General features: G+C 58.7%; 20 protein-coding genes and 1 pseudogene. 11 read left to right on the forward strand and 10 right to left on the reverse strand.

The genetic code is table 11. From position 1 onward, the window contains the following. The 4 genes from HKN37_13015 to HKN37_13030 all read left to right on the forward strand — a co-directional run. Nucleotides 1–226, forward strand: a 226-nt coding sequence (locus HKN37_13015) for a hypothetical protein (protein ID NNE47568.1), incomplete at its 5' end; no start/stop codon positions are given. Nucleotides 227–260: 34 nt separating this feature from the next. Next, a complete protein-coding gene (locus HKN37_13020; GenBank protein NNE47569.1) occupies nucleotides 261–1,256 on the forward strand; it encodes a glycosidase in 996 nt (331 codons plus the stop codon). A 49-nt stretch (nucleotides 1,257–1,305) separates the two neighbouring features. Continuing rightward, a complete protein-coding gene (locus HKN37_13025; GenBank protein ID NNE47570.1) occupies nucleotides 1,306–2,406 on the forward strand; it encodes a glycosidase in 1,101 nt (366 codons plus the stop codon). A 232-nt stretch (nucleotides 2,407–2,638) separates the two neighbouring features. Beyond that, complete coding sequence (locus HKN37_13030; GenBank protein ID NNE47571.1) at nucleotides 2,639–3,400, forward strand: pirin family protein; 762 nt, start codon at nucleotides 2,639–2,641, stop codon at nucleotides 3,398–3,400. Between the two features lie 36 nt (nucleotides 3,401–3,436). On the opposite strand, the gene HKN37_13035 is transcribed toward HKN37_13030, so the two are convergent. Beyond that, on the reverse strand, nucleotides 3,437–4,942 hold the full coding sequence (locus tag HKN37_13035; protein NNE47572.1) for a TolB family protein: 1,506 nt from the start codon (nucleotides 4,940–4,942) through the stop codon (nucleotides 3,437–3,439). Between the two features lie 158 nt (nucleotides 4,943–5,100). Here HKN37_13035 and HKN37_13040 point away from each other — a divergent pair, with 158 nt between their 5' ends. Continuing rightward, a complete protein-coding gene (locus tag HKN37_13040; protein ID NNE47573.1) occupies nucleotides 5,101–6,027 on the forward strand; it encodes a sugar phosphate isomerase/epimerase in 927 nt (308 codons plus the stop codon). Between the two features lie 213 nt (nucleotides 6,028–6,240). Here the strand turns inward: HKN37_13040 and HKN37_13045 are convergent, their stop codons facing one another. The 3 genes from HKN37_13045 to HKN37_13055 all read right to left on the reverse strand — a co-directional run bounded on the left by HKN37_13045 (nucleotide 6,241) and on the right by HKN37_13055 (nucleotide 10,592). Continuing rightward, nucleotides 6,241–8,163: a 9-O-acetylesterase gene (locus HKN37_13045; protein ID NNE47574.1), complete on the reverse strand. Its 1,923-nt coding sequence runs from the start codon at nucleotides 8,161–8,163 to the stop codon at nucleotides 6,241–6,243. A 162-nt stretch (nucleotides 8,164–8,325) separates the two neighbouring features. Then, the gene (locus HKN37_13050) at nucleotides 8,326–8,913 is read right to left on the reverse strand and encodes a gluconate 2-dehydrogenase subunit 3 family protein (protein NNE47575.1); all 588 of its coding nucleotides are present in this window, start codon (nucleotides 8,911–8,913) and stop codon (nucleotides 8,326–8,328) included. Between the two features lie 11 nt (nucleotides 8,914–8,924). Continuing rightward, nucleotides 8,925–10,592, reverse strand: a complete 1,668-nt coding sequence (locus HKN37_13055; protein NNE47576.1) for a GMC family oxidoreductase — start codon at nucleotides 10,590–10,592, stop codon at nucleotides 8,925–8,927. Between the two features lie 219 nt (nucleotides 10,593–10,811). Here HKN37_13055 and HKN37_13060 point away from each other — a divergent pair, with 219 nt between their 5' ends. Together HKN37_13060 and HKN37_13065 are read left to right on the forward strand one after the other, a co-directional pair. After that, nucleotides 10,812–11,384, forward strand: coding sequence for a hypothetical protein (locus tag HKN37_13060; protein NNE47577.1), 573 nt, complete (start codon nucleotides 10,812–10,814; stop codon nucleotides 11,382–11,384). A 163-nt stretch (nucleotides 11,385–11,547) separates the two neighbouring features. Continuing rightward, a complete protein-coding gene (locus tag HKN37_13065) occupies nucleotides 11,548–11,940 on the forward strand; it encodes a hypothetical protein (protein ID NNE47578.1) in 393 nt (130 codons plus the stop codon). A 121-nt stretch (nucleotides 11,941–12,061) separates the two neighbouring features. Here HKN37_13065 and HKN37_13070 read toward each other — a convergent pair whose 3' ends face one another. The 3 genes and pseudogenes from HKN37_13070 to HKN37_13080 all read right to left on the reverse strand — a co-directional run bounded on the left by HKN37_13070 (nucleotide 12,062) and on the right by HKN37_13080 (nucleotide 14,012). Beyond that, on the reverse strand, nucleotides 12,062–12,847 hold the full coding sequence (locus HKN37_13070) for a DUF1295 domain-containing protein (GenBank protein NNE47579.1): 786 nt from the start codon (nucleotides 12,845–12,847) through the stop codon (nucleotides 12,062–12,064). Between the two features lie 156 nt (nucleotides 12,848–13,003). After that, a complete protein-coding gene (locus HKN37_13075; GenBank protein ID NNE47580.1) occupies nucleotides 13,004–13,687 on the reverse strand; it encodes a hypothetical protein in 684 nt (227 codons plus the stop codon). 124 nt (nucleotides 13,688–13,811) lie between these two features. Continuing rightward, nucleotides 13,812–14,012: pseudogene (locus HKN37_13080) on the reverse strand (hypothetical protein). A 176-nt stretch (nucleotides 14,013–14,188) separates the two neighbouring features. Between HKN37_13080 and HKN37_13085 the strand changes: the two are divergent. The 3 genes from HKN37_13085 to HKN37_13095 all read left to right on the forward strand — a co-directional run bounded on the left by HKN37_13085 (nucleotide 14,189) and on the right by HKN37_13095 (nucleotide 17,528). Beyond that, nucleotides 14,189–15,952, forward strand: a complete 1,764-nt coding sequence (locus tag HKN37_13085; GenBank protein ID NNE47581.1) for a T9SS type A sorting domain-containing protein — start codon at nucleotides 14,189–14,191, stop codon at nucleotides 15,950–15,952. Nucleotides 15,953–16,077: 125 nt separating this feature from the next. Then, nucleotides 16,078–16,551, forward strand: a complete 474-nt coding sequence (locus tag HKN37_13090) for a hypothetical protein (protein NNE47582.1) — start codon at nucleotides 16,078–16,080, stop codon at nucleotides 16,549–16,551. Nucleotides 16,552–16,853: 302 nt separating this feature from the next. Beyond that, a complete protein-coding gene (locus HKN37_13095; GenBank protein NNE47583.1) occupies nucleotides 16,854–17,528 on the forward strand; it encodes a hypothetical protein in 675 nt (224 codons plus the stop codon). Between the two features lie 19 nt (nucleotides 17,529–17,547). Here HKN37_13095 and HKN37_13100 read toward each other — a convergent pair whose 3' ends face one another. The 3 genes from HKN37_13100 to HKN37_13110 all read right to left on the reverse strand — a co-directional run bounded on the left by HKN37_13100 (nucleotide 17,548) and on the right by HKN37_13110 (nucleotide 21,392). After that, the gene (locus HKN37_13100) at nucleotides 17,548–18,522 is read right to left on the reverse strand and encodes an aldo/keto reductase (GenBank protein NNE47584.1); all 975 of its coding nucleotides are present in this window, start codon (nucleotides 18,520–18,522) and stop codon (nucleotides 17,548–17,550) included. A gap of 171 nt (nucleotides 18,523–18,693) precedes the next feature. Further along, nucleotides 18,694–20,499, reverse strand: coding sequence for a beta-glucuronidase (locus HKN37_13105; protein ID NNE47585.1), 1,806 nt, complete (start codon nucleotides 20,497–20,499; stop codon nucleotides 18,694–18,696). A gap of 128 nt (nucleotides 20,500–20,627) precedes the next feature. Further along, nucleotides 20,628–21,392 carry a M15 family metallopeptidase gene (locus HKN37_13110; GenBank protein NNE47586.1) on the reverse strand — a complete coding sequence of 255 codons (765 nt, stop codon included), beginning with the start codon at nucleotides 21,390–21,392 and terminating at the stop codon, nucleotides 20,628–20,630. Between the two features lie 61 nt (nucleotides 21,393–21,453). Here HKN37_13110 and HKN37_13115 point away from each other — a divergent pair, with 61 nt between their 5' ends. Further along, on the forward strand, nucleotides 21,454–22,392 hold the full coding sequence (locus HKN37_13115; GenBank protein NNE47587.1) for a hypothetical protein: 939 nt from the start codon (nucleotides 21,454–21,456) through the stop codon (nucleotides 22,390–22,392). Nucleotides 22,393–22,401: the final 9 nt, after the last annotated feature.

Consider the following 22,401-nt stretch of genomic DNA (forward strand, 5'->3'; position numbering starts at 1 on the left):
GTTCAGCATTCTCGAGATCGAGCAGATTCCAGAGGCCAGACAGTGGCTGTTCGCTCGTGGAAGCGATCCCGTCCAGGACACGGTGAATGGCGAAGAATACCTGTACCGCGTATTCACGGTTGGATCCGATGTACAATCACGCCGGCTCGCACTTGTCATCAACCTGACCCAGAGCCGATTTCAACTCCTCGAAGACTCCGAAATCGACCATTTCCTTGGTACTTGAAAGTGCCTCCCATATCGCAATCATCCATTCTCACATGACCCCATTTATAAAGTCACCACACCCGGTACTAAAGCCGTTCCCGGATCTGACGTGGGCGAGCGGGGCGGTCTTCAACCCTGGCACATGGTACGAGGACGGACGTGTTCACCTCCTGTTTCGAGCTATCCCTCAGGGCTATCGGCGTATCCCACTGGCAGAGCCTGATCCGCACGGACCAGAGATGGGATTTGACCAGAGCTACATCTCTTACATCGGATATGCCTCGAGCAAGGATGGACTCACCTTTGTCCCCCGTGAGACCCCCTACATCAAGCCAGATCGGGACTTCGATGTGTACGGTGCTGAGGATCCGCGGATATCGAGAATAGACGACACATACCTCATCACATACACAGCGCTCTGTCGCCCGGCATTCGACCCACACAACGGTGTGCGAATCGGGCTGGCGTCCAGCCACGATTTCGTGGGCCTGAAGAAACACGGGGTCGTTGGTCCACCGGTATGCGACAAAGACGCCGTCATCTTTCCGGGACGAATCGGAGGTCGGATCGCGATGTTGCATCGCATTACTCCCGACATCCAGTTGGTCTTTTTTGATGACCTTGCGCAGCTCCTTCAGCCGCCCGATGGGTTCTGGCAGAGTCACATGGACAATCTGGATCAGCACGTCGTGATGCGGAGCGAACAGACATGGGAATCGAAGAAAATCGGAGTTGGGCCGACGCCGATCGAAACGGCAGAAGGATGGCTCATCATTTATCACGGTGTGGACGCCGACCATGTTTACCGTGCCGGGTTAGCACTACTTGATCGGGATGACCCACGCGTCGTGATTGCCCGGACGACGCATCCGGTCCTTGAGCCAGAGCTTGACTTCGAGTTGTACGGAGATGTAGACAACGTGGTTTTTCCTGAAGGTGCAGTTGTCATAGACGGCGAGCTTCACGTGTACTACGGTGCAGCGGATCGAGTTATTGGCCACGCCTCCGCCCCTCTTCAGTCCGTGATGGATCATCTGCTAAAGAGATAGACCCGTCGTCCTGACGAGATCTTGCCGTGCACAACAACAGTTGACATCGATGGAACGAACGATAACGGCAGACCCGGGAGTCGACGTGGTGCGGATGCATGAGGGGCGCGCTGTACTCGAAGCACGACCCGATCACGCCTGGGAATCGCGGGTGGTTCTAAACCCTGCCGCCGTACTCGTTGAGGCTGGTGCGAAGCTGGACGTGCTCTTCGGAAACTGGAACCTGTCGACGGAAGATCGAGAACATCTGCGATCGGAAGGAGGCACCGTGGTGATGCTTTACCGGGCGCAGGGCGAGGTCGGACCAGACATACAACATGCCGCATCGAGCCTGGGACTCGCGATACTCACTCCGTCGCTGGAGCTGGTCAAGCGGTGGGGCGAGCCCGTGCTGAAGCCAACCGCGCCGTTCCACAACCTCGGTGTGGAGGACCCACGCTGCACGCGGATCGGCGACACGTACTATCTGTACTACACGGGCTACTCCAACCTCGATCCGGAGGATCCAACTTCCGAACGGCAGGTCCGGATTTGCCTGGCAACGACCGAGGACTTCTTGCACTGGAATCTTCGTGGCCCGGTCGAGGGAGATGTAAACAACGTCGACAACAAGAACGCCGCGGTCTTGCCGGACAGTGTATCCGGGAAGTGGCTGTTGCTGCACCGCCCGATGGAGGGGCCGGACGCCATGGCGATTCACCTCGCCGAGGCGCAGGATCCCGCAGGACCCTGGCATTCCAGGGGGATGATAATGGCCAGCTATCGCTACCGCGAATTCGAGACCTCGTGGGTGGGCGCGGGCGGCCCTCCTATTCCCGTTGGCAACGACCGCTATGCCATGATTTACCATCAGGGACACTTCACCAGTGGGGGTTCACGCGAGTACGACCTCTCAGCCGCACTGCTGGACTGCCGTGCCGAGCAGATCGTCGAGGCCCGTATCGAACCGCTCATGCGACCATCGACGCCTCAAGAACGGCTGGGTGATTCGGACCTCGGCGTCAACAACGTGGTCTTCACGTGCGCCAACTACCGTTGGAAGGATCAGCTGATCATTCCATACGCCGGTGCCGATAGCTGCATACTCGGTGCCTCGGTAGCGTTGGACGAATTGGTCGCGGCGCTGGAGCAGTCAATCGAGATACGCTGATCGCACTTCCAGCCCTGTCCTTTCTTGGCTGGCCTGGATTCTCCGCCTTCATGCGTGAACCGTTGCTCCGTCAACGATCACGTTAGCCGCATGCGAGAGTGGTCTACCCACAAACATCCTGCGCTGTGTATTTTGACGTTTGCGACTTCGCCACAGGCGCCCCGCCTGCAGCATGATGCCATTAGCGCGGTCCAATCCCGGAACGCAATCCGTTGATCAATTATCTGTCAGAATGAACAAGCCCGACACCAACGGCACTACATCCGCACCAACCCTTCGCGTTCGCCGAAGCCACGAACGGGGCTTCGAGGATTTCGGGTGGACGGACAACTGGATGACGTTCTCGTTCGCCAACTACCGCGACCCGGACTGGGTACACTTCGGTCCGCTGCGCGTTATGGTCGAGAATCATATTCAGCCGCACTCCGGATTCTCCGCTCATCCCCACCGGGACGTCGAGATCGTCACATACGTCTCAGCCGGCACGCTGACGCACGAGGACAGCTTCGGCCACCGCGCAGGCGTGACATCGGGCGAGATGCAGCTCATCAGTGCCGGGAGCGCGGGCATGGTGCATAGCGAAGAGAACATTCACGACGAGCTTGAACACAACTATCAGATGTGGCTCGTTCCCGACCGCCCGGGTACGGAGTTCGCGTATTTCCAGAAAGGGTTCTCGCGCGAAGAGCGACAGGGTAGACTCCGTCTCTATGTATCACCGGACGCACGCGGCGACAGTATGCCAATCAATACCGATGCGTTCATCTACGCAGGACTTTTTGCACCGGCAGACTCTCTCACACACACGGTTGAAGATGGCCGCGGCGGGTGGATTCAGGTTGTCCGCGGAAAAATGCTCGTCGCCGGCCTGACGCTGGAGTCCGGGGACGGAGCGGGTATCACAAACGTCAATCGTATCGATCTTGCATTTGAAGAGGATAGTGAGATCCTCCTCTTCGACGTCCGCATGGACGTGCCGCTCCTCTGGACGTGACGAACCGTCTGCAACCCAGGCAGGCCTCGACCTGAACTACTGGATCGTGTTGCTGACGAATGCAATACTCTTACTGTCCGGCGACCACGACGGCACATTGATCGTCCCCTGACCACCGTAGACATATGCGATCACCTCCGGAGCGCTACCGTCCGCCGACATCATGCGGAGGAGAACGTGCCTGTAGAACGGATGATCGCCAGGATCCACGTCCGAGTGGAACGACAGAAACACGATTCGCTCTCCGTCCGGCGACACATGCGGAAACCAGTTGTTGAATGAGTCCTCCGTCAATTGCTCCGGCTCACTACCGTCGGGCCTCATCCGCCAGATCTGCATCGTGCCGCTGCGCACAGAATTGAAGTAGACGTACTTGCCGTCCGGGCTGTATTCGGGACCGTCGTCCAGACCGGGAGTGCTCGTCAGGCGCACCTCCTCACCACCCTCCACGGGAATCTTGAAGATGTCATAATCTCCATCTCGCCTGGCTGTGTACACAAGATGTCTTCCGTCGGGCGACCAGCCATGGAGATAAGAAGGCCCTCTGGCTGTAACTCTCTGCGGTATACCGCCTTCCACCGGTACTGTGTAGATGATAGACGTCTCGTCGTCCTCAGCGCTGTGATGACTGATCGCCAGCTGCCGCCCGTCAAATGACAGCACGTGGTCGTTGTTGTTCTGCGTTGCGAAACCCGTATTGATCGCTACCGGCATCCTCGTTTGCAGGTCGAATCGAAACAGCAGGCCATTGCTATTGTAAATGAGCGCTTTGCCATCCGTGGTCCAGTTCGGCGCCTGCAGCGACTCGGAAGATCGATAAAGGACCCTTCTACGGCTTGTCTCGATATCCATGATTTCGAGGTTGCTCCCGATATAGTCCTCATACGGAACGAAGTCATCGGGGGCCGGGGCGACAATGCGCACGTTCTCAAACACCGCCTCTTCCAGAACGTCCTCATTGTGTGATGAGACAAAAAGACCGACGTACACGCTCTCGCCAAGAACAAGATCGGACGTCTGCTCCGTGATGAGCGGGTCACCGAAACGGGCGACCGACATCGTGTAGGTATTCGCGCGCCGTTCAAGTTGAATTACGTCCGCCCCCGTGATCGACGCACGCACTTCCTCCGTCTGTCCGCCTACTGCTTTACGCATCTGAAGCGAAGTCAGACCATCGCCGTGGACGACGGCGCTGACGTGCGTCGCGTTCGAATCAAGGCTCGATCGTACCATCCATCCCAGTTTTCTATGGGGATCCACCCCCTCTCCAATGAATCGCGCGTGGGCCCTCACGATGAAGTCGCCGCTGAGTCGCTTCCAGACAAAGTGAAACTCGTCGTGATCGAACCATACGTTGTAGCCGGCACCGGAAATACGGTACTCCTCGCTCTCGGCGTCGTACGTGGCCGCGCCGCGTATTCTGACATCGCCGACGTCAGTGTGGCCTTCGAATACGCCAACGCTTTGCGCCGACGACGGTGCGATTAATAGCATGGTTACCAGGCTGAAGGTTGCGACACGGAGGGTTGTCTTGTTGTCCATCTTAGTCTTGCCGGGGTTTCTCGAGGTCCGGTTGCTCGATTCGTACCTCGATCGAACGGGTTTCCTATTTCTATGTTACCGATTTTGTTGTCTTGAATGCCGAATCGCACTTGACGCCAGCAGCCGGACACTCCATTCCCGGAGCCCATCGATAGATCATGAAACGCTCGCCAGGTCTGCTCATCTCGTTCGCCCTCGCGGCCACCCTCCTTTCCTGCGCACCCCATCGGGCCGCAGACCACGACAATGACGCCGTCATGAACGATACAACACACAGGCACATCTCGTTTGAAGGTGACTTCGATGGGCCAATCGGCCTGCAACTCTGGAGTCTGCGCGAGTATACTGCCGACAACCTCACAGACGCACTTCAGACCGCCCGCACGATGGGCTTCCGAGAAGTCGAACTGGCCGGAACATATGGACTGACGCCCAGCGACTTCCGCAACACTCTTGCCGCCGCGGATCTGAAAGGCACCTCGATGCACGTCGACCACGACCGTATCCGGGACAGTGTCGACGTTGTACTTGACGAAGCCGTGGCACTTGGTGTCGAGTACGTCGGCCTTGCCTGGATTCCTGAGCAGTACCGCAAACCCTTCACCTTCGACACGGCGCGGATGGAAGCCGACTATCTCAACACGTGGGGAGCCGCGGCGAAGAAACGTGGCCTCCAGTTCTTCTATCACGTCCATGGCTACGAATTTGAGCCCGGACCGAACGGGAAAACACCATTTGACGTAATCGCTGAAGAGACCGATCCCGAGCTCGTCGAGTTTCAGATGGACGTATTCTGGGTCGCCAATGCGGGCACCGATCCGGTCGCCCTCCTGCATCGGTATCCCGACCGATGGACGCTCATGCACATCAAAGACATGAAGAAGGGGCACCAGACTGGCGACCATTCCGGCGGGGCGCCCGCCGAGGCGGACGTAGCCGTCGGAACCGGGCAGATCGATTACCCGGGAGTCCTTAGAGCCGCGAAGGAAATCGGCGTCAAACGGTACTACATCGAGGACGAATCGACCGATCAGCTGGCGAATATCCCGCAGAGTGTGGCATTTCTCGAGAAGGTCCAGTTCTGATCGTGGGCTTGGAGATGTCGGGGAGTGTCCACCGGACTCGGACTCCGGCCGCGACCGGAATCGTCAACGACCGTTGTCGAACGGCATCGTCTTATCCGGAAAGAAGGAATCCTGCCGGACCGGCCCGAAATCCCGCAGTCTCCGGAAGGCCGTGCCGATCAGGACTCCTGCCTGCCGATGCGATTGCTGCAATACGAAACGCAACTCAGGGAGTCAGCGCCACGAGTCAGTTCTGAACGGCGACGCCGGAAGGCCCTCCGAGTTATACAGGTTCGCACTTTCGGGGTTGTCGCCCCAGGCATATCGGACCGCAACAGGCTCCGGCACATCATCGCTCCATACGGCGATACGGTCTTCTTCGATCTGTGCGTTCGCCCAGACAAAGCGACCATCGGCTCCGGCGATGGCGAACCCGCTCAAGATATCTCCTCGTGTCACGAGCCCGTCGCCGACGTGATCAAACCGGACGATTACGCGGCCGTCCTTGATTTCATGGCTGCCATACGTGGGTCCGGAGTGGACCACGTTCTTGCCATAGGTGATCTTAAGCGCAGCCAGGGCCAGACGCTTCCCGACGTCTTGCTTGTTGCGCGGATGAATGTCGTCCGAATCACCGATGTCGATCAGGATTGCCTGCCCGGAATTCGGGAGTGACAGCGCTGCAGACTGCGACTCACGCAGTACCGCCCAACTACTCGACACCGGTGGATCCTCGTCAACGGCCATGTAGTTCGCGAGTTGAGCCCACAGGAACGGAAGATCACCCTGACCCCACTCCGTGCGCCAGCTCTGGATCATGTCCGTGAAGAGCGTGGCATACACCTCTGCGTCCTCGACACTGCCCGCGTTCGATTCCCCCTGATACCAGATGAATCCGTTGACGGGAAACGGCTGAAGCGGATGAATCATTTTGTTCCAGAGCAGCATCGGCAGCTGATTCTTGTTGCCTACCGCTTCTAGACTGACTTGCCCGAACATAAACCGCCACGTCTCCGGAAGCAGACGCTGCTCAGCTCCAACCTCGACGAAAACGGTCTCCGGCGGGCCCGCGATGCCACCGGCTCCCCAGGCGTCGGAAACCCGCACGGTAATTACGTTCTCGCCCGCTCGAAGGACAGATGCCGGGACGTCGTAGCGGCGGGCCTCATTCCAGGCATTGTCCGTCCGACCTACTTCGACTCCATTCACCCAGCTGATGTCGGAGTCATCGATCATCCCGAGTCCAAGCGTGATGCCACCGGCGATTTCACCCTCCGTCAGTGCGAGTTCGGTGCGATACCACGCGACACCATCTACTCCTTCGAAGCCCGCCGCCTCCCATGTCGACGGCACCGCAATCTCAATCCATGCGCTGTCGTCCAGTTCCGGGTCCGCCCAGTAGGCGACGCCGTCGATAAGGCCTGCGTCACTCTCCGGAATAACGCCGATGCGCGACCTCAGACGTTCGCGTACCGCTTCCTTTCGAGCTTGATCGTCCGCGCGCAGCTTTTCACGAGTATCTTCATCAATCCCGAGCGTTCTTGCGCTCATCCACGGTTCGATCCTGCTTCCACCCCAGGATGTATTGATGATCCCGATAGGGACATCGATGTGCTCCCTCAGTGCGTGAGCGAAGTAGTAGCCGACAGCCGTAAACGCGGGGATGTGTTCGGCATCGGCTTTCTCCCAGAGACCTCCGGCCAGCGAATCCTCCGGCTCATCCGACCACGACCTTGGCACCTTGAAATGACGAATCGCAGAATCCTCGACGGCGATACCATCCGCGTCTGCGACGACCCACTCCATGTTTGATTGTCCCGACGCCACCCACACGTCGCCAACCAGAATGTCTTTGACAACCACAGATTCTCCGGGGCCCTGTATCTGCATCTCGTACGGTCCCGGGGGCTGCAGCGCACCGAGCACGACTTTCCAGCGCCCGTCAGCATCTGCCACAGATGAGTGTCGCCGGCCCTCGAGAATCACACTCACTCGCTCGCCGGGCAGTGCCCAGCCCCAGACGGGGACCTCTGCGCCCCGCTGCATGACCATGCCATCGCCAATGAGCCGCGAGACGCGAAACTGGGCTTGCGATTTCTGAAGCAAATTGAGTGAGCAGGCCAGGAGTAGAAGCGGGATGACAGACTTATGTAACATATCCAGGTTTTGGAGCAGGAGTTTCAGGTGGGAGACGGTGAACAAGATAATGTCGCCTCACTTCATGTCGGAATCCACTCAAGCAGCACCAGAAGATGAGGCGGCAACACACGACGCAGAGGGCAAGAACCAACGGCAGCCACTCGGAAGACTCGCTACGTCTCAGTCGTACGACACGCCGAGCCGGTCCAGGGCCTCGACCGGACATCCGTCCCAACTCGCCAGCGCCACATTGCCGGTATACTGAAGATCGTCAACACCCATGCGACTCGACCAGAACCCCGACGCCACCAGATCGCGAAACGAATTGAAGAACTGCACTCCGGCCCTGTACTCAAGCGGAGCAACATCCGGGAACGCTATATCCTCGAGCATGGCCGCCTGGTCCGCCTCCGAACAATCCGAGAAGGCGGATCCAAACCGGCGACGACATACGCTGTCGAGCCAGTGAATGCCGCCGCGAATCGGCGTCCGCAGATCCGGCCGATCGTTCACCGTGAAATCGATGAACTCGGGCACGTACGCGTCCGACGCGCCACCCGAGCGATCATCCCGTGGAATGATCATGTCGGCCAACAGCCGCACGGTCCGAAATTCTGCCTCCGAGAAGAACTGTATCTCATAGTCAACAAACACGCTCTCAGCAGTCACGCCCGGCACAGCACCCGGCGTTTTCGCTGCCTGCCGACAGGCGAGCCCGCCCACAAAGGGCGTGAGAGCAATCAGTTTCAAAGAGTCTCTTCTGTCCATGACACGATCGGCTAAAGGTTGCGACGGCTCAGTTCTTCGGCGACGAACTCCGACGTCCGCATAGCGAGCGCCATGATTGTCCACGTCGGGTTCTTGTGGGGCTGCGACACGAACGGACCGGCATCGGCGACAAACAGATTGTCGACGTCATGCGCCTGGCAGTCTGCATTCAGCGCCGACGTCTTCGCGTCCGTCCCCATGCGCGTGACGCCCACTTCGTGAATGATCCGCCCGGGCGCCAGAATCCCGTAGTTCTCGGCAGCTCCGGGCATGTCACCAACCGGTGTTCCACCCATCGCATGGATGATTTCACGGGCCGTCTCGTGAAAATGCTTCACCTGACGAATCTCCTGATCGCTCCACCTGACGTCAAACCGCAATACGGGGATACCGTATTTGTCGACGACATCGGGATCGATGGCGCAGTGGTTTTCGCGGCGAGCTATCATCTCGCCGCGCCCCTCCAGTCCGATCACCGCACCATACAGGCTCCTGTAGTCTTCCTTCAATTGGAGTCCGAATCCTCCGCCGCCCTTGCTCCGAGCCTTGCCATTCGCGACTGCCATCTGTCCGTTCAGATGCTGAACGCCATTGAGCGCGCCATAGCCGGGCATGCCACGACCGCCCCACACCTCCATATGGTAGCCACGAAGAAACGCCGTGCGCTCGCGTTCAAGCCACCACGGAATGTAAATGTGCGCCCCGCCGACACCGTCTCCGTTGTGCGGCACGTGATCCAGCAGTTGCGGAAAGAATCCCGTGACGCCGGCGCCCGTCGAATCCATCAGGTAGCGACCTACGACGTCACTGGAATTTGCCAGGCCGTTCGGATGTCGGGACGATTTCGAATTGAGAAGAAGCCGGGCCGTCTCGCAAGCACTGGCGGCCAGAATCACGACGCGTGCATTGACCTGGTATTCCTGAAAGGATATCGTATCCACGTACGACACACCCGTGGCCCGACCTTCCGCGTCTGTCATCACTTCACGAGCCATGGCGTTTGGCACGATCGTGAGATTACCGGTCTCGAGTGCCGGCGGAAGAAAGACCGAAGTGCTCGAGAAGTTAGAATTGGTAGCGCAGCCGCGTCCGCACTGTCCGCAGTAATGACACGCGGCCCGGCCGTTCATCGATTTCGTCAGGATCGAGAGTCGAGAGGCAAGCACAGGAATACCGATCCGCTCGCAGCCCTGACGCACCAACAGTTCATAACACCGCGGTTTCGGCGGCGGCAGGAAAACACCATCCGGCGCGTTGTAGAAGTTGTCGCGCGACCCGAAAATGCCTACAAGTCGATCGAGACGGTCGTAGTACGGTTCGAGATCCTTGTACGTGATCGGCCAGTCGTCGCCTTCTCCGTCGATGCTCTTGCGGCGGAAATCGTCCGGACCGAATCTCAGCGAGATACGGCCCCAGTGGTTTGTTCTGCCTCCGAGCATGCGGGCCCGAAACCAATCCCATTCCGTGCCATCCGCACGCGTATACGGTTCACCCTCGATGTCCCATCCGCCAATGCATCCGTCGAATTCTCCGAATGGCCTTTCCTTCGACGAGGCACCGCGACGCGGCGAATCATAATTCCAGTCGAACATGTGTCCGTCGTTGACCGGATCCCACATCGCCCCAGCCTCCAGCATGACGACGCGAACTCCCGCTTCGCAGAGCGTACGTGCTGCCATTCCACCTCCGGCTCCGGAGCCGACAATGCACACGTCGTATGGTGTGTCCTGAGATTTGAATACCACGCCGCGTCTCGCGTCTGATTTATGAAGACTCCTCCAATCCCATTTACAGAATCACGTCCTCATTTGCAATAAACAACTCGCTTCGCGGCCCCGAGTCGCCACCGGCGCGTTTCTCGTTGCACGTGGGCCGACGTATGAACAATCGATTTACGAATGTTGCGTATTTTTGCGTTCCTGCAGGTAGTACGGGTACACCATTCTTCCAAGCAGATCCCCGGCCGCGTGCGCAAGCTGATCGCCATCCTTTTCGTCTTCCTTCTCCCGGCCGTGTGGTCTGTGGCGGAGGCGCAGTCCCTCTCCTGCACCATCGCGGTAAAGGCGCGCTGGACACTACCTCCCGGAACTGTGGGCAGCATCGGGCTCAAGTCCGCCGTTGACGACAAGGACTCAATCGTTCGCGTCGAGAACGGAAACTGGCAGCTGCTCGACGACCACAGCTTCGGCCGAGCCGTACGGTTCCACCCGGACGGTCGCTGGGAGGACCGGTACAAGCAGTGCCAGTATTGCAGGGAGCGAATCATTCGGGGCGTGGGTACCTGGCACATGCGTGAAGAGGTTCAGCCCGGCTGTGACTACCGACGCCAGTACGCTTTCTACCTCTTCATTCGTGACGAACGCACCACGAAGTTGTTGTCGGAGAAGCGCATTTTCGTGCCCGGTGTGCAGAGCTATATGCGACGCGGGCTTCGACTGATCGATCTGGGCGACCTCGGGAAGTTCTTCTGAGTTAGTCCGCTCCCGCCTCTACCCGGAAGACAGCGGCCCGGTCGACACGCCGGTGAACAACCCTGGCCCACCCGTCAATAGACGTGTTCCCCTCGCATTTCTGTTTAGTTATTTGTAACAGGAGGAATTGCGACGAAGTTTTCACTTGCCGGGGACACCCAACATGGCCACTGCAAATTCTGAGAAACACCTTCGAATCGCGCTCATCGCGGTCGGTGTCATCTTCATTGTCGGGATCATCACCCTAATGCAGATCTGGCCATCGGGGTGGGGCTGGGAACCGCGTCAGAGTGAATATGAGCAGATGATCATCGGCATCTATGCTACGCTCGGCGTATTCCTGCTGCTGGCTTCGAAGAACCCGATGGAGCACCGCAGCCTGATCTGGTTTACCGTTTGGTCAAGCGTCGTGCACGCTGGAATAATGGCGGTGCAGGCATTTGTCGATCCGGTCGAGCGCGCGAATCTCATAGGCGATGTACCCGCGTTGTTTGTCGTGGCGATTCTACTTGGCGTGCTGATGAGACGGTGCGAAACGGAAGCACAGGCCAGTTGAGAACGACACCATAGAATTCAGGTACTTGTTCGATCGCACCACGACAGGTGTGGTGGGAACCCTCGCGATTCTCTGTCGCCAGATCGCTCAGGCATGTCGCAACGTCCGCGTCTTGACTGCTTCACTCTTCTCTCTTCGGCGGACCCGGGAAGAAGGCGTTCGTCCGCTCGATGTACGACCGGTACGATGGTCGCCGGTCCACGATCGTGCTCTCCAGCAGGCTGACGCCGGAGAACCGAAGCAGCAGGTAACTCATCAGCAGCGGCCCCACGACCGTCCACCACACGCCGGCAGATGCGGCGATCAGGTACAGTCCCCACCACACACAGAAGTCACCGAAGTAATTCGGATGTCTCGTATATCGCCAAAAACCAGTGTCGAGCACTTGCCCCCGATTCGATGGATCGGACTTGAACCGACTCAGCTGGTAGTCGCCGACCGTTTCAAAGAGCATACCCGTTGCCCAGAGAACAACACCCGCCGCGTCCAGCAGCCCGAATGAAGCCGCGACAGACATCTGACCGAACTGCACGGGCCACGACACCAGCCACATGAGCACACCCTGCAGCATGAAGACAGTCATCAGACTCACAATTGGGAATCGCTGGCCGTGTTTCTGTCGCATTTCGGCGTAGCGATAGTCCTCGGGCTTGCCGAGGTTGCGCCAGAGCAAGAAACCCGTCAATCGCAGGCCCCAGATTGTCGTCAGTGCGACGAGCAGCCACGATCGTTCCGAGTGGGATTCGACGAACATCGATGTCACCCACGCGATAACTACGAAGCCGGCACCCCAGAACGGGTCAACAATGCTTGCATCTTTCCGAAGGAGACTCAGCAACCATAGCAAGAACATCAGGCCCAGCACCACGCTCAGGTTGAGCCCCGAAACCTCAAATGCGTGCTTCATTCGTTCGTTGATTCACTTCGTCGGCAACAAAGAGACGCGAGCCGACTACTGTGCGGCCCGCCCCGATAACAACTGGTGAAAGTACGGCGAGTTGCCGCTGCGGGCCTCATGCCCGGAACTCCAATGCCTCATGTGGGCGTCTGCCCCGGGATGCTCCTACCGGCCGGTGACTGCCTGCGCCTCGTGCAGGGCACCGAAGAAAACGAACACGCCGATGAACGCCAGTACGGGGTTCAACGTGAAGATGCCAAACAGGAAGAACCCCGCTGCGATCATGGTCCCGACAAACACCGCGACCTGCGTGGCCGCATCATAACGCATGCGAGACGCGAGTCCGGCGCGCAAAACACGCCCACCATCCATCGGGAAGGCGGGGATCATGTTGAATGCAGCCAGCGAAATGTTGAGCCACATCAGCGTCGACAAAAACCCGCCCGGTTGAAGAAAGCCGGCCGCCGCAACAGAGTAACCAGTCACGCCCGACAACACATACAGTGCGATCGCAATTGCCACGTTCACCGCCGGACCGGCAAGCGCCACCCACATTTCCTCCGCCGGCTTCATCTGCGCACTCTGCAGACGGGCAATTCCTCCGAACGGGTACAGCGTGATGTCGCGGGTTGTTATCCCAAACCGTTTCGCGGTCAGAGCGTGCCCGAGTTCGTGGAGCGCCACACATCCGAAGACAGAACCAACGAGAGCGAGGCCGCCAAACGCGGTGGTCAAGGAGCCGCCTCGCCAGAGCGTCATGCCAAAGAGCCAGGCAAAGAAGACGAGTAGCGTCCAGTGCATGAAAACGCTTATGCCGCGCACGGTGGATATCCTGAGGGTGCCTTTCATCTCTTCGTGGTATGCTGGATGTCACGTCTCAAGACGTACCGGCGACACCAGAGTTTCATTGCGACTGCCGGTGAAGTCGGCGAAGCCAGTAGTAGTTTACCGGAAGGACGCTGACGAACACCGCGATACCGTACATCCAGACGGAAACCCTGCCGATCGACATGCCATTCCACAACCTGATCGTACCCAGCGATTCCTCCCACGCCATAAGCTGAAACGGCCCGAAGAGTGACCCGGCGACGCCGTAGAGCACGCCACACAATAGAAAGCCCAGTGTGAGCCACGTCGCAGCGAGGACGGTGGATAAGAGTAACTCCCTGAACATTCTGCCCCCCTTTCCTGTTTAATTCTCCTCTACGAACGCACGACTACCCCTTTTCGTATCCCGTTATGGCCCTGGGCATCAGAATCGCCTGGAAGGGGCCCTTCTGGGAATCTATCTTTCCGCGGCCACATTTTCGGGACACCCATCCGTCAACCGACAGCGAACCATTCGGGCCCATGACCGTCATCAATTTACACGACATCCGTTCCCTCGCCATCGCCTGGATGTGGTGCGCCGTTCTGGCCGGACCCGCGCTTTATGCGGGCACCGCCACGGCACAGCTGGAAAGGACCGTCGGTGTAATTCACTCCGACGCCGGTACATTTGACGGATACACTTTCTTCGCCCCGCGCTCCTCGTATCAAACCTTCCTGGTCGACATGGAAGGACGGCTCGTCCACACCTGGCCGAGCGACTACCTCATCGCAAATCCCGCCTACTTGATGGATGACGGTAGCATTCTTCGGACAGCAACCTTCGGCCGGGGCTTCTCAAGATTCAACGCGGGCGGCGTCGGTGCGCGTGTAGAACGAATCGACTGGGACGGCAACCTGGTCTGGGCATACGAACTGGCCGGCGACGAGGCTCAGCTGCATCACGACATCGAGCCGCTGCCAAACGGTAATGTTCTGATGATGGCCTGGGTATACAAGACGCGCGAGGAAGCCATCGAAGCCGGACGGGACAGTTTGCGGATCACAGAAGATGGAGTGTGGCCGGAGACGATTATCGAAGTGAGGCCGACAGGGTCGTTCGGCGGAGAAATCGTGTGGCAGTGGAACGTCTGGGATCACATGATTCAGGATTTTGATCCGACCCGCGCCAACTACGGCGACGTGGCTGCACACCCGGAACTGATCGACGTCAATTTCCAGGCCGAACGCGGCAAGGATTGGATTCACTTCAATTCCGTCGCATATCATCCCGAATTGGACCAGATCGTACTGAGCAATAGAGGCTTCAGTGAGGTCTGGATCGTCGATCACAGCACGTCCACGCAGGAGGCTGCCGGGCATACCGGTGGTCGATACGGTCGGGGTGGCGATCTGCTGTACCGGTGGGGAAACCCCGCAGCCTACAGAGCCGGCACCGAAACGGACCAGGTTCTATTTGGCCAGCACCACGTGCACTGGGTTGGGCCTGACCTGGTTGGCGAAGATCGTCTGTTGGTCTTTAACAACGGATTCCAGCGGCCTGCAGGCGCTTTCTCGTCTGTTGAAGAACTGGAGCCACCCATCAATCCTGACGGTTCCTACGTCTGGCCCGTGCCGTCCGCCGCATTCGGGCCGGCCGCTCCCGTCTGGACGTACACGGCACCGGTCCCAACCGACCTCTATACGGCCATCCTGTCGGGCGCGGAGCGGCTGCCAAACGGGAACACGTTTGTGACGGACGGAGCGCACGGAACAGTTCTCGAAATCACACCGGATGGTGATGAAGTCTGGCGATACATAAGTCCCGTGGTCTCGGACACCGTCATTGTACCTCAGTACGGAGAAATCCCTGACGAGGGATTCAACCGTGACGCCAACACAGTATTTCGCTTCTACCGGTTTGGCCCAGATCATCCCGGTCTGGCCGGACGGGATCTCACGCCCGGACTCACGATAGAGGACGGAGCTCTGACGACAGCCGTGGACGAGACGCCGGGCGGGATGCCACGGTCGCTTAGCGTGGATGCCGTGTACCCGAACCCGTTTCAGTCCACCACGACGATTACGTTCACGAGTCGTCACGCGGAGCAAGCCAGACTATATGTGACGGATGTGCTCGGTCGCGTCGTGCGCACTCTTGCCGATGGCATCACGCCTGTCGGTCAGAGCCGACTAACGTGGGACGGAACTGATGGCGAAGGTCGACCAGTGGCCTCCGGGCTGTATGTCATCGCGGTCGAGTCCGGATCAGATCGAATCTCTCGAACCGTTACGTTCGTGCGCTGAGGCTGCCGAATCCGCGCCGGCCCCGCCTGATGCGCGTAAAGTTTTCCACACGTCGCCGAAACGGCCGGGCGAATTGTTAGATTTTTTGGTGAGCGTCTCGTATCCCACCATTCTCCGCAGAGTCAATGCCAACTCCTCATTATCGACGCGTCCAGCAGTTCATGCAGAAGGTAGGTCAGCCGACCCCGGCCCTTCCCGACATCCCCGACGAGGCTACACGAATCCTGCGTGCCACACTGATTCTGGAGGAAGCGCTGGAAACGGTCACCGCACTTGGCGTTGAAGTGACGGCGACGAACGGGACTGACTCGATCGTTGTCAATGATCCCGACGTAGAACACGTATTCAAAGCCACAGGCGAAGTAGACCTCGAGGGCGTTGTTGACGGGTGCGCCGACATCTCGGTCGTCACGGTGGGAACACTCATCGCCTTCGGTGTGGATGACGAGTCCGTCCTTGAGGAGGTGGATGCGGCCAACCTTCGGAAGTTCGAACCCGGGTCCTATATGCGCGAGGACGGGAAATGGATGAAACCGCCGGGCTGGTCGCCACCGGACATTGAAGGTGTGCTTCGGAATCAGGTCAGAATCGAGATCTGATCACTCCGAACATCAGCCCGTCGGCCGGCATGATGGGTTGTCAGGGTGTCAGGAGCGTCAGGCAATGTATTCTTCCTGGAATTCCGGGCCCCCACACGGATCGCTGCGCGGGTAAGATATCTCACTGCTGCACAGTGTGTTACAGTGTCAGGAAAGTAGAGAAAGATCAAGATCGACGTCCAAAATCGCTATCAGGGCGCGTTCAGCCCTTATCAAGTCCGGTTTGCGTTCGATAAATATTCATGAACCCGCCCGCATGTAGCCTATTCCGCCACCACAGGTGAGCCGACGAATTAGTGCATTTGTCTGACCCCAATCATCCCCACGCCCGCAAGCGACGGACGGCCCGCATCCTTTCCGGAGTCGTAATCGCGACGGGAGTGGGACTTGTCCTGGCATCCACGGTCGGTGACTGGTATCAGGTGATGAACCAGACCAAGGACGCCACTACGGATCCCGCGCTCATAAGACAGTATCACAGCGTTGATACCCCTGCGACGGAGGAGGAACCGTCAGACCACGTCGCCTTCACGCTCGACGAGTTAATGAGCCCGGGCGGAAAGGCCCGAGAAGATAACGGGGAAGCGGAGCCGTTCGTGGCAGTGAATCTGGACGGCGAGTGGGCATCGACGGCCTCCGAAAGTAGCGCAGTGAGCGATCTTGACTGGAACAGTTGCGCGTATTCCATCGGCGACTTCACGCTGAGTCTGAAGGAGTCCGACGGTCGGATTTTCGGGGTGGGAATTCATTCCATGTCCAGCACCTCATGCGCGAGCACCGAAGACGAGATCACAAGCTACGATGCCGTTACCGGTACGCTGACGTCAGAGTACGTCAAGCTGACGATACTCGACGGACAGAGCGGCAAGGCCAAGTTCGCTTACCTGGGAACGGTGCGCCCTGAAGGAATACTTGGACAGATCCGATCGACTGACGGCGAGCTGCTGCTCGAACACGTCGCACTGACGCGACAATAGATCTCCGATCAAGCGAAAGTCAGGAGCCGATCCCGGCCTCGCGCGTCGCAAGGAGTTCCTCGATCGTATCGACCTGAGCCGAGGTCAACTGCCAGTTGCCGGCGTTAGACGTTTGCTCTATCTGGTCCGGTCGCCGCGCGCCGACGATCGCTGCCGTCACCGCAGGTCTCCTCAGCACCCACGCGATCGCCAACTCGGCCAGCGACCTTCCTGCACGCTCTGCAACAGGCCGCAATCGATCGACGAGTGCGAGCGTCGCGCCGAAGTCGGGATCCTGAAACTGGGAATTCTTGCGACGCCAGTCGTCCTCAGGAAGTGCCGCAAACAAATCCCGCGAGAACTTTCCTGTGAGCAATCCGGCCTGCATAGGACTGTAGACCACAACACCGATCTCGTTCTCCAGGCAATAATCCAGCAGATCCCTCTCCACACTCCGCTGCACCATGCTGTACGGTGGCTGAAGCGACGCAACCGGATGTATTCTGCGAGCCCTCTCAATCTGCTCGATCGAAAAGTTCGACACGCCTGCGTAGCGCACCTTGCCCTCCTCGACCAGCCGAGCGATTTCCTCCCATGCCTCCTCCAGATCGACCTCGGGATTCGGCCAGTGAATCTGATACAAGTCGATTACGTCGACCTGCAATCTCCGCAGACTCGCCTCCGCCTCCTTCCTCACACTCGCCGCCTTCAGCCGGCTTTCAACGGAACGTGTCGATGGATTATCCCACACCAGACCGCACTTCGTCGCCACAATGACGTCATCACGTCTGCCTCTAATCGCCTTTCCTACAATCTCTTCTGAATGCCCAAGGCCATAGGCCGGTGCCGTGTCCATCCAGTTGATCCCGAGATCGAGAGCGCGATGAATCGTCGCGACCGATTCTGCGTCGTCCTGTGGGCCCCAGCCGAAATCCCATGGACCGCCAATGGCCCACGTGCCGAGTCCCACCGTAGTCAGTTCAAGGTCAGTAAAGCCAAGCCTGCGCGTCCGCATAGCGGTCTACCGTTTCAGTCGGGTCAGTTAAAAACAGCGCGTCGCTCCAACGTATGAATGGCGAATGTCGTATCGAACAACGCAACGCGAATTGGATTCGATTTCTCGGAGTATCGATCGTGACCGCAAGCGCGCATTTCGCATGAACGTGATTGAACATCGCGCCACAAACTAGCGACGCAAATGATCTCGCACCTGTAGATCCCGATAGAAACCCTGCAGTACATAGAACGCCAGCTTGCGATCGCCGCGCTCCGAGAGGAGACCCTTTCGGTTCCAAAAGTCCTGGACACCCGGCAGCGGCCGCCGTGGCGACCTGAAGTCCATGAGGATCCACGGACTCATGCCCGCGAGAAACGGAATCCGCTCCAGCATGCCGACCTGCTGTCTGTAGAGCTCGGCCTGATACTCCTCCGTCCACCGCGTACCGGCGTCTCCGTGCAATCCATACTTGGCACCGCCGCCAAACTCACTCATGATCAACGGTTTTTCAAACTCACTCTCCCACTTCAGTTGCCCGATGTCCTCGACCCGTCGACTGTACCAGCCGACATACTCGTTGGCTCCGATGACGTCGAGCGATGCTGCAAGGGGATCATCCACGATTACGCGGTCTGCGTCATACGACAGCTCTGTCGCCGCGGAAATCAGCCGTGTCCCGTCGAGCTCTCGAGCGCGATCGATAAGACGGTTGAGAAACGTGAGTCGGGATGGTGTTCGGGGCGTCTCGTTTGCCACCGACCAGATCACTACCGAGGCGCGATTCCTGTCTCGGGCGATCATCTCCTCGAGTTGGCGCATGGCAAGCGCAAATGTCTCCGGGTTATCCCATAGGATCGTCCAGTACACAGGGATTTCCGACCACACAAGGAGGCCCATACGGTCAGCCTCCCTGACCATGGTCTCGTTGTGCGGATAGTGGGCGAGCCGCACGAAGTTGCACCCAAGTTCGCGGGCCCAGCCCAGCAGCGTCCGCGCGTCTTCGACATGATGCGCGCGTCCGCCCCGCAAAGGAGCTTCTTCGTGAATTGAGATTCCACGCATGAAGATCGGCTCCCCGTTGAGCAGTACCTGCGATCCTCTCGTCGTCACGGTTCTGAATCCGATCTGATCAATGACCCGGTCGGTTCGCGATTCAACAACCACCTCGTAAAGGTGAGGATCGTCGGGCGACCACCGTCGCAGATCGGCCGAAAAACTGAAAGACGCATAACCATCGGCGTCCGTCTGCACCTCGTGCTCCACATCCGCAGTCGGTATGCGGACCGTCACGGTCTGCTTCGCATCCGGGCCGTCAAGCTGTACCCATCCAGTCACACGGTCCGGCTGGGCGGGTGCCAACTGCACTACATAGTCGCGGATGAACGTATCCGGAACCTCAATCACCCGAACCTTTCGCGTAAGCCCGCCATAGTTCCACCAGTCGGTATTCACGGTCGGGACACCGTCGCGTCTGCGCCTGTTGTCGACTTTGACGACGAGGTCGTTGGACTCTCCTCGAAGGCGGTCCGTCACTTCGTAGGCGAAAGGCGTAAAGCCTCCCGAATGGACACCAAGTTCGTTACCGTTCAGATATACGCGTGCCTCGTAGTTCGCTCCACCGAAGTGCAAAAACGCGCGACGCTTCGCAGGCAGATCATATCCGAAAGATCGCTTGTACCAGATCGTGCCCTCGTAGAGGAGCAGCTCCGGACGCTGGGAGTTCCAGTCACCCGGCACCGCCAGGACAGGGCTCGTGTCGAAGTCATATTCGACCAGATCCGAAGGTGACTGCGGCTTCTGATTTCGGAAATAGCCGTTGGCGTGAGGCTCGTATCGGTAGTTGTAGTAGCCGTTCTCATAGGGATCGATTATGGACGACCAGTCCCCATCCAGCGATATGGCAGACCGTGCATCAACATTCGTGATCTGGACCTGTTGTGCGACAACGGGAAGCGAGAGGGCGGACAATAGAAGTAGCAGGCTGTATCGCGACAAGGGAATCACCTGTGAGCGAATTGGGATGGCCCCGGTAAGATAATGAGGGCAGGATACGTACACGCAGGTCGCCCTGCCTTGTACATGATCGCGATCCGCAGGGGTCCAGTCACGCCTACGCTGTACGGTCAGTCCCGCGGGACCTTAACCACGACGTCGAAATACTGGTCGCGATACGGCTCGTCGATCAGCGTATAGTGCCACCACTCTTTCGCGTAGTTCCGAAAGCCTGCCTCTCGCATGGCATCTCTCAGGATGTCGCGGTGGTAACGTTGCTCCCGACTAAGCCCGGGAGCGTCGGTGTGAGATAATGGGTCGAAGTAGTCAAACGGCGTGCCCATATCGACCCACTCAAGCGGTCCATCGGCGGAAGAATCTGCCGAGACCAACATTCCGACATCGGCTGTACTGGCGCGGCTGTGACCCGACCGTGACGCAATGTAGCCGAGTTCGAACAACAGCTTCTTGTCGACATTCGGATAGTAGACGCCTTTCATCTTCTGGTCGAGTGCGTAGCGGGACCAACGCACAAAGTGATCAACTCCGCGCTGCGGTCGATAGCAGTCGAACACGCCGAGACGAAATCCCATGCCGGCCAGAATCCGATTCGCTTCGACGAGCGCCCTTGCGGCCGGCGCCGACAACAAACAGACCGGGTCCTCGTAGCCGTCGATGCGCGTACCGACGAAGTTGTCGTTCGACGCGTAGCGAATGTCCAGCACGATCGTCGAATCCAACTCCGATATCGAGACAAGGCCCGGTGATGTCTGCGCACTCGATGGTGCGACTCCGAACAAGACAGATAGACCCAGCGCAAGAGCACAAACCGTATCCAGACGGCGCGCCGCGCGAGGCCATCGCCCGGCAGCGACGGCTCTCAACGTGCGTAACATTCGTGGCTGGACAGCGTTCATGCAGCGCTCACCTTTCACTGAAACGGTCACCTGTCGTCCGATGCGTCGAATCTTTCAATCCATCCTGACACTCGCGATCGCAGTCAATGTTGCGGCCTGCGTGTCTCCCGGACCGGAAGCGGTCGTGGAGGGCCCGGTTCGATTGACTGCCAGTCCGATTGATGCGAAGTTCGGGGACTACTGGTATCAGGGTCTGGCAGAAATCACCAGCTACGACCTCGAGCAGTCGCGCTACGGCGCGATGCACCCCGGAACCGCCGTCAACATATTCGTAACCGAAGATCTGTCTCGCAGCCGGCAGGTGAAGCTGGATGATCAGGGCAACGGCGACAGGGACGCCGTCACGGTCTTGAAGCTCAACGCGACGCGCAAATTCAACACCGGCATTTATCCGTATTCGATCATGACGTCCGTGTTCACTCCGGTGAACCGCGACAGGGATCCTCACACGCTCAAATTGACCGCGTCAATACAGGAATGGTGCGGCCAGACATTCGCACAGCTGAATCGCACGGCCGACGGCTATCGAGCGCGTCACTACAGCTACTTCGAAGACGAAGGTGACGCGGACGAGCAAATCGCCGAGACCGTTCTGGAAGACGAACTCTGGAATATTGTCCGCCTGAATCCGACCGACCTGCCGACGGGAGCGATCCGCGTCATGCCGGCAGCGTCCTACTTGCGCTTCTCGCACAGCGAATGGAAACCGCAATCGGCGTCAGCGAGTGTCGGTCGGGTCAATGGGGAGTCAGACCTGATGGAATTCCGCCTGACGTATGACGGCATTCCCCGCGAACTGCTGATTAGATATCGGGCCGCCTTTCCGTTCGAAATCGAGTACTGGGAAGAGTCGGGCGGTCGCAGCGCCGCGGGCGACGAACTGGTCACGCGCGCGACGATGAAGGAGAGGATTCTCCTCGACTACTGGACGCGCAACAGGCCGGGCGACAACGTATTACGAGATCAGCTCGGGCTGTAGCAAGCCGGG

The sequence above is a fragment of the Rhodothermales bacterium genome, assembly GCA_013002345.1.
In the GTDB taxonomy this organism is placed as follows: Bacteria; Bacteroidota; Rhodothermia; order Rhodothermales; family JABDKH01; genus JABDKH01.

What these genes read in the sequence shown, in the direction of transcription:
- HKN37_13070 (NNE47579.1), bottom strand. Translation starts at nt 12,847, where the DNA reads ATGAAGCACGCATTTGAGGTTTCGGGGCTCAACCTGAGCGTGGTGCTG.
- HKN37_13025 (NNE47570.1), top strand. Translation starts at nt 1,306, where the DNA reads ATGGAACGAACGATAACGGCAGACCCGGGAGTCGACGTGGTGCGGATG.
- HKN37_13060 (NNE47577.1), top strand. Translation starts at nt 10,812, where the DNA reads ATGTTGCGTATTTTTGCGTTCCTGCAGGTAGTACGGGTACACCATTCT.
- HKN37_13055 (NNE47576.1), bottom strand. Translation starts at nt 10,592, where the DNA reads ATGGCAGCACGTACGCTCTGCGAAGCGGGAGTTCGCGTCGTCATGCTG.
- HKN37_13065 (NNE47578.1), top strand. Translation starts at nt 11,548, where the DNA reads ATGGCCACTGCAAATTCTGAGAAACACCTTCGAATCGCGCTCATCGCG.
- HKN37_13100 (NNE47584.1), bottom strand. Translation starts at nt 18,522, where the DNA reads ATGCGGACGCGCAGGCTTGGCTTTACTGACCTTGAACTGACTACGGTG.
- HKN37_13075 (NNE47580.1), bottom strand. Translation starts at nt 13,687, where the DNA reads ATGAAAGGCACCCTCAGGATATCCACCGTGCGCGGCATAAGCGTTTTC.
- HKN37_13110 (NNE47586.1), bottom strand. Translation starts at nt 21,392, where the DNA reads ATGTTACGCACGTTGAGAGCCGTCGCTGCCGGGCGATGGCCTCGCGCG.
- HKN37_13115 (NNE47587.1), top strand. Translation starts at nt 21,454, where the DNA reads ATGCGTCGAATCTTTCAATCCATCCTGACACTCGCGATCGCAGTCAAT.
- HKN37_13085 (NNE47581.1), top strand. Translation starts at nt 14,189, where the DNA reads ATGACCGTCATCAATTTACACGACATCCGTTCCCTCGCCATCGCCTGG.
- HKN37_13035 (NNE47572.1), bottom strand. Translation starts at nt 4,942, where the DNA reads ATGGACAACAAGACAACCCTCCGTGTCGCAACCTTCAGCCTGGTAACC.
- HKN37_13020 (NNE47569.1), top strand. Translation starts at nt 261, where the DNA reads ATGACCCCATTTATAAAGTCACCACACCCGGTACTAAAGCCGTTCCCG.
- HKN37_13050 (NNE47575.1), bottom strand. Translation starts at nt 8,913, where the DNA reads ATGGACAGAAGAGACTCTTTGAAACTGATTGCTCTCACGCCCTTTGTG.
- HKN37_13090 (NNE47582.1), top strand. Translation starts at nt 16,078, where the DNA reads ATGCCAACTCCTCATTATCGACGCGTCCAGCAGTTCATGCAGAAGGTA.
- HKN37_13030 (NNE47571.1), top strand. Translation starts at nt 2,639, where the DNA reads ATGAACAAGCCCGACACCAACGGCACTACATCCGCACCAACCCTTCGC.
- HKN37_13040 (NNE47573.1), top strand. Translation starts at nt 5,101, where the DNA reads ATGAAACGCTCGCCAGGTCTGCTCATCTCGTTCGCCCTCGCGGCCACC.
- HKN37_13045 (NNE47574.1), bottom strand. Translation starts at nt 8,163, where the DNA reads ATGTTACATAAGTCTGTCATCCCGCTTCTACTCCTGGCCTGCTCACTC.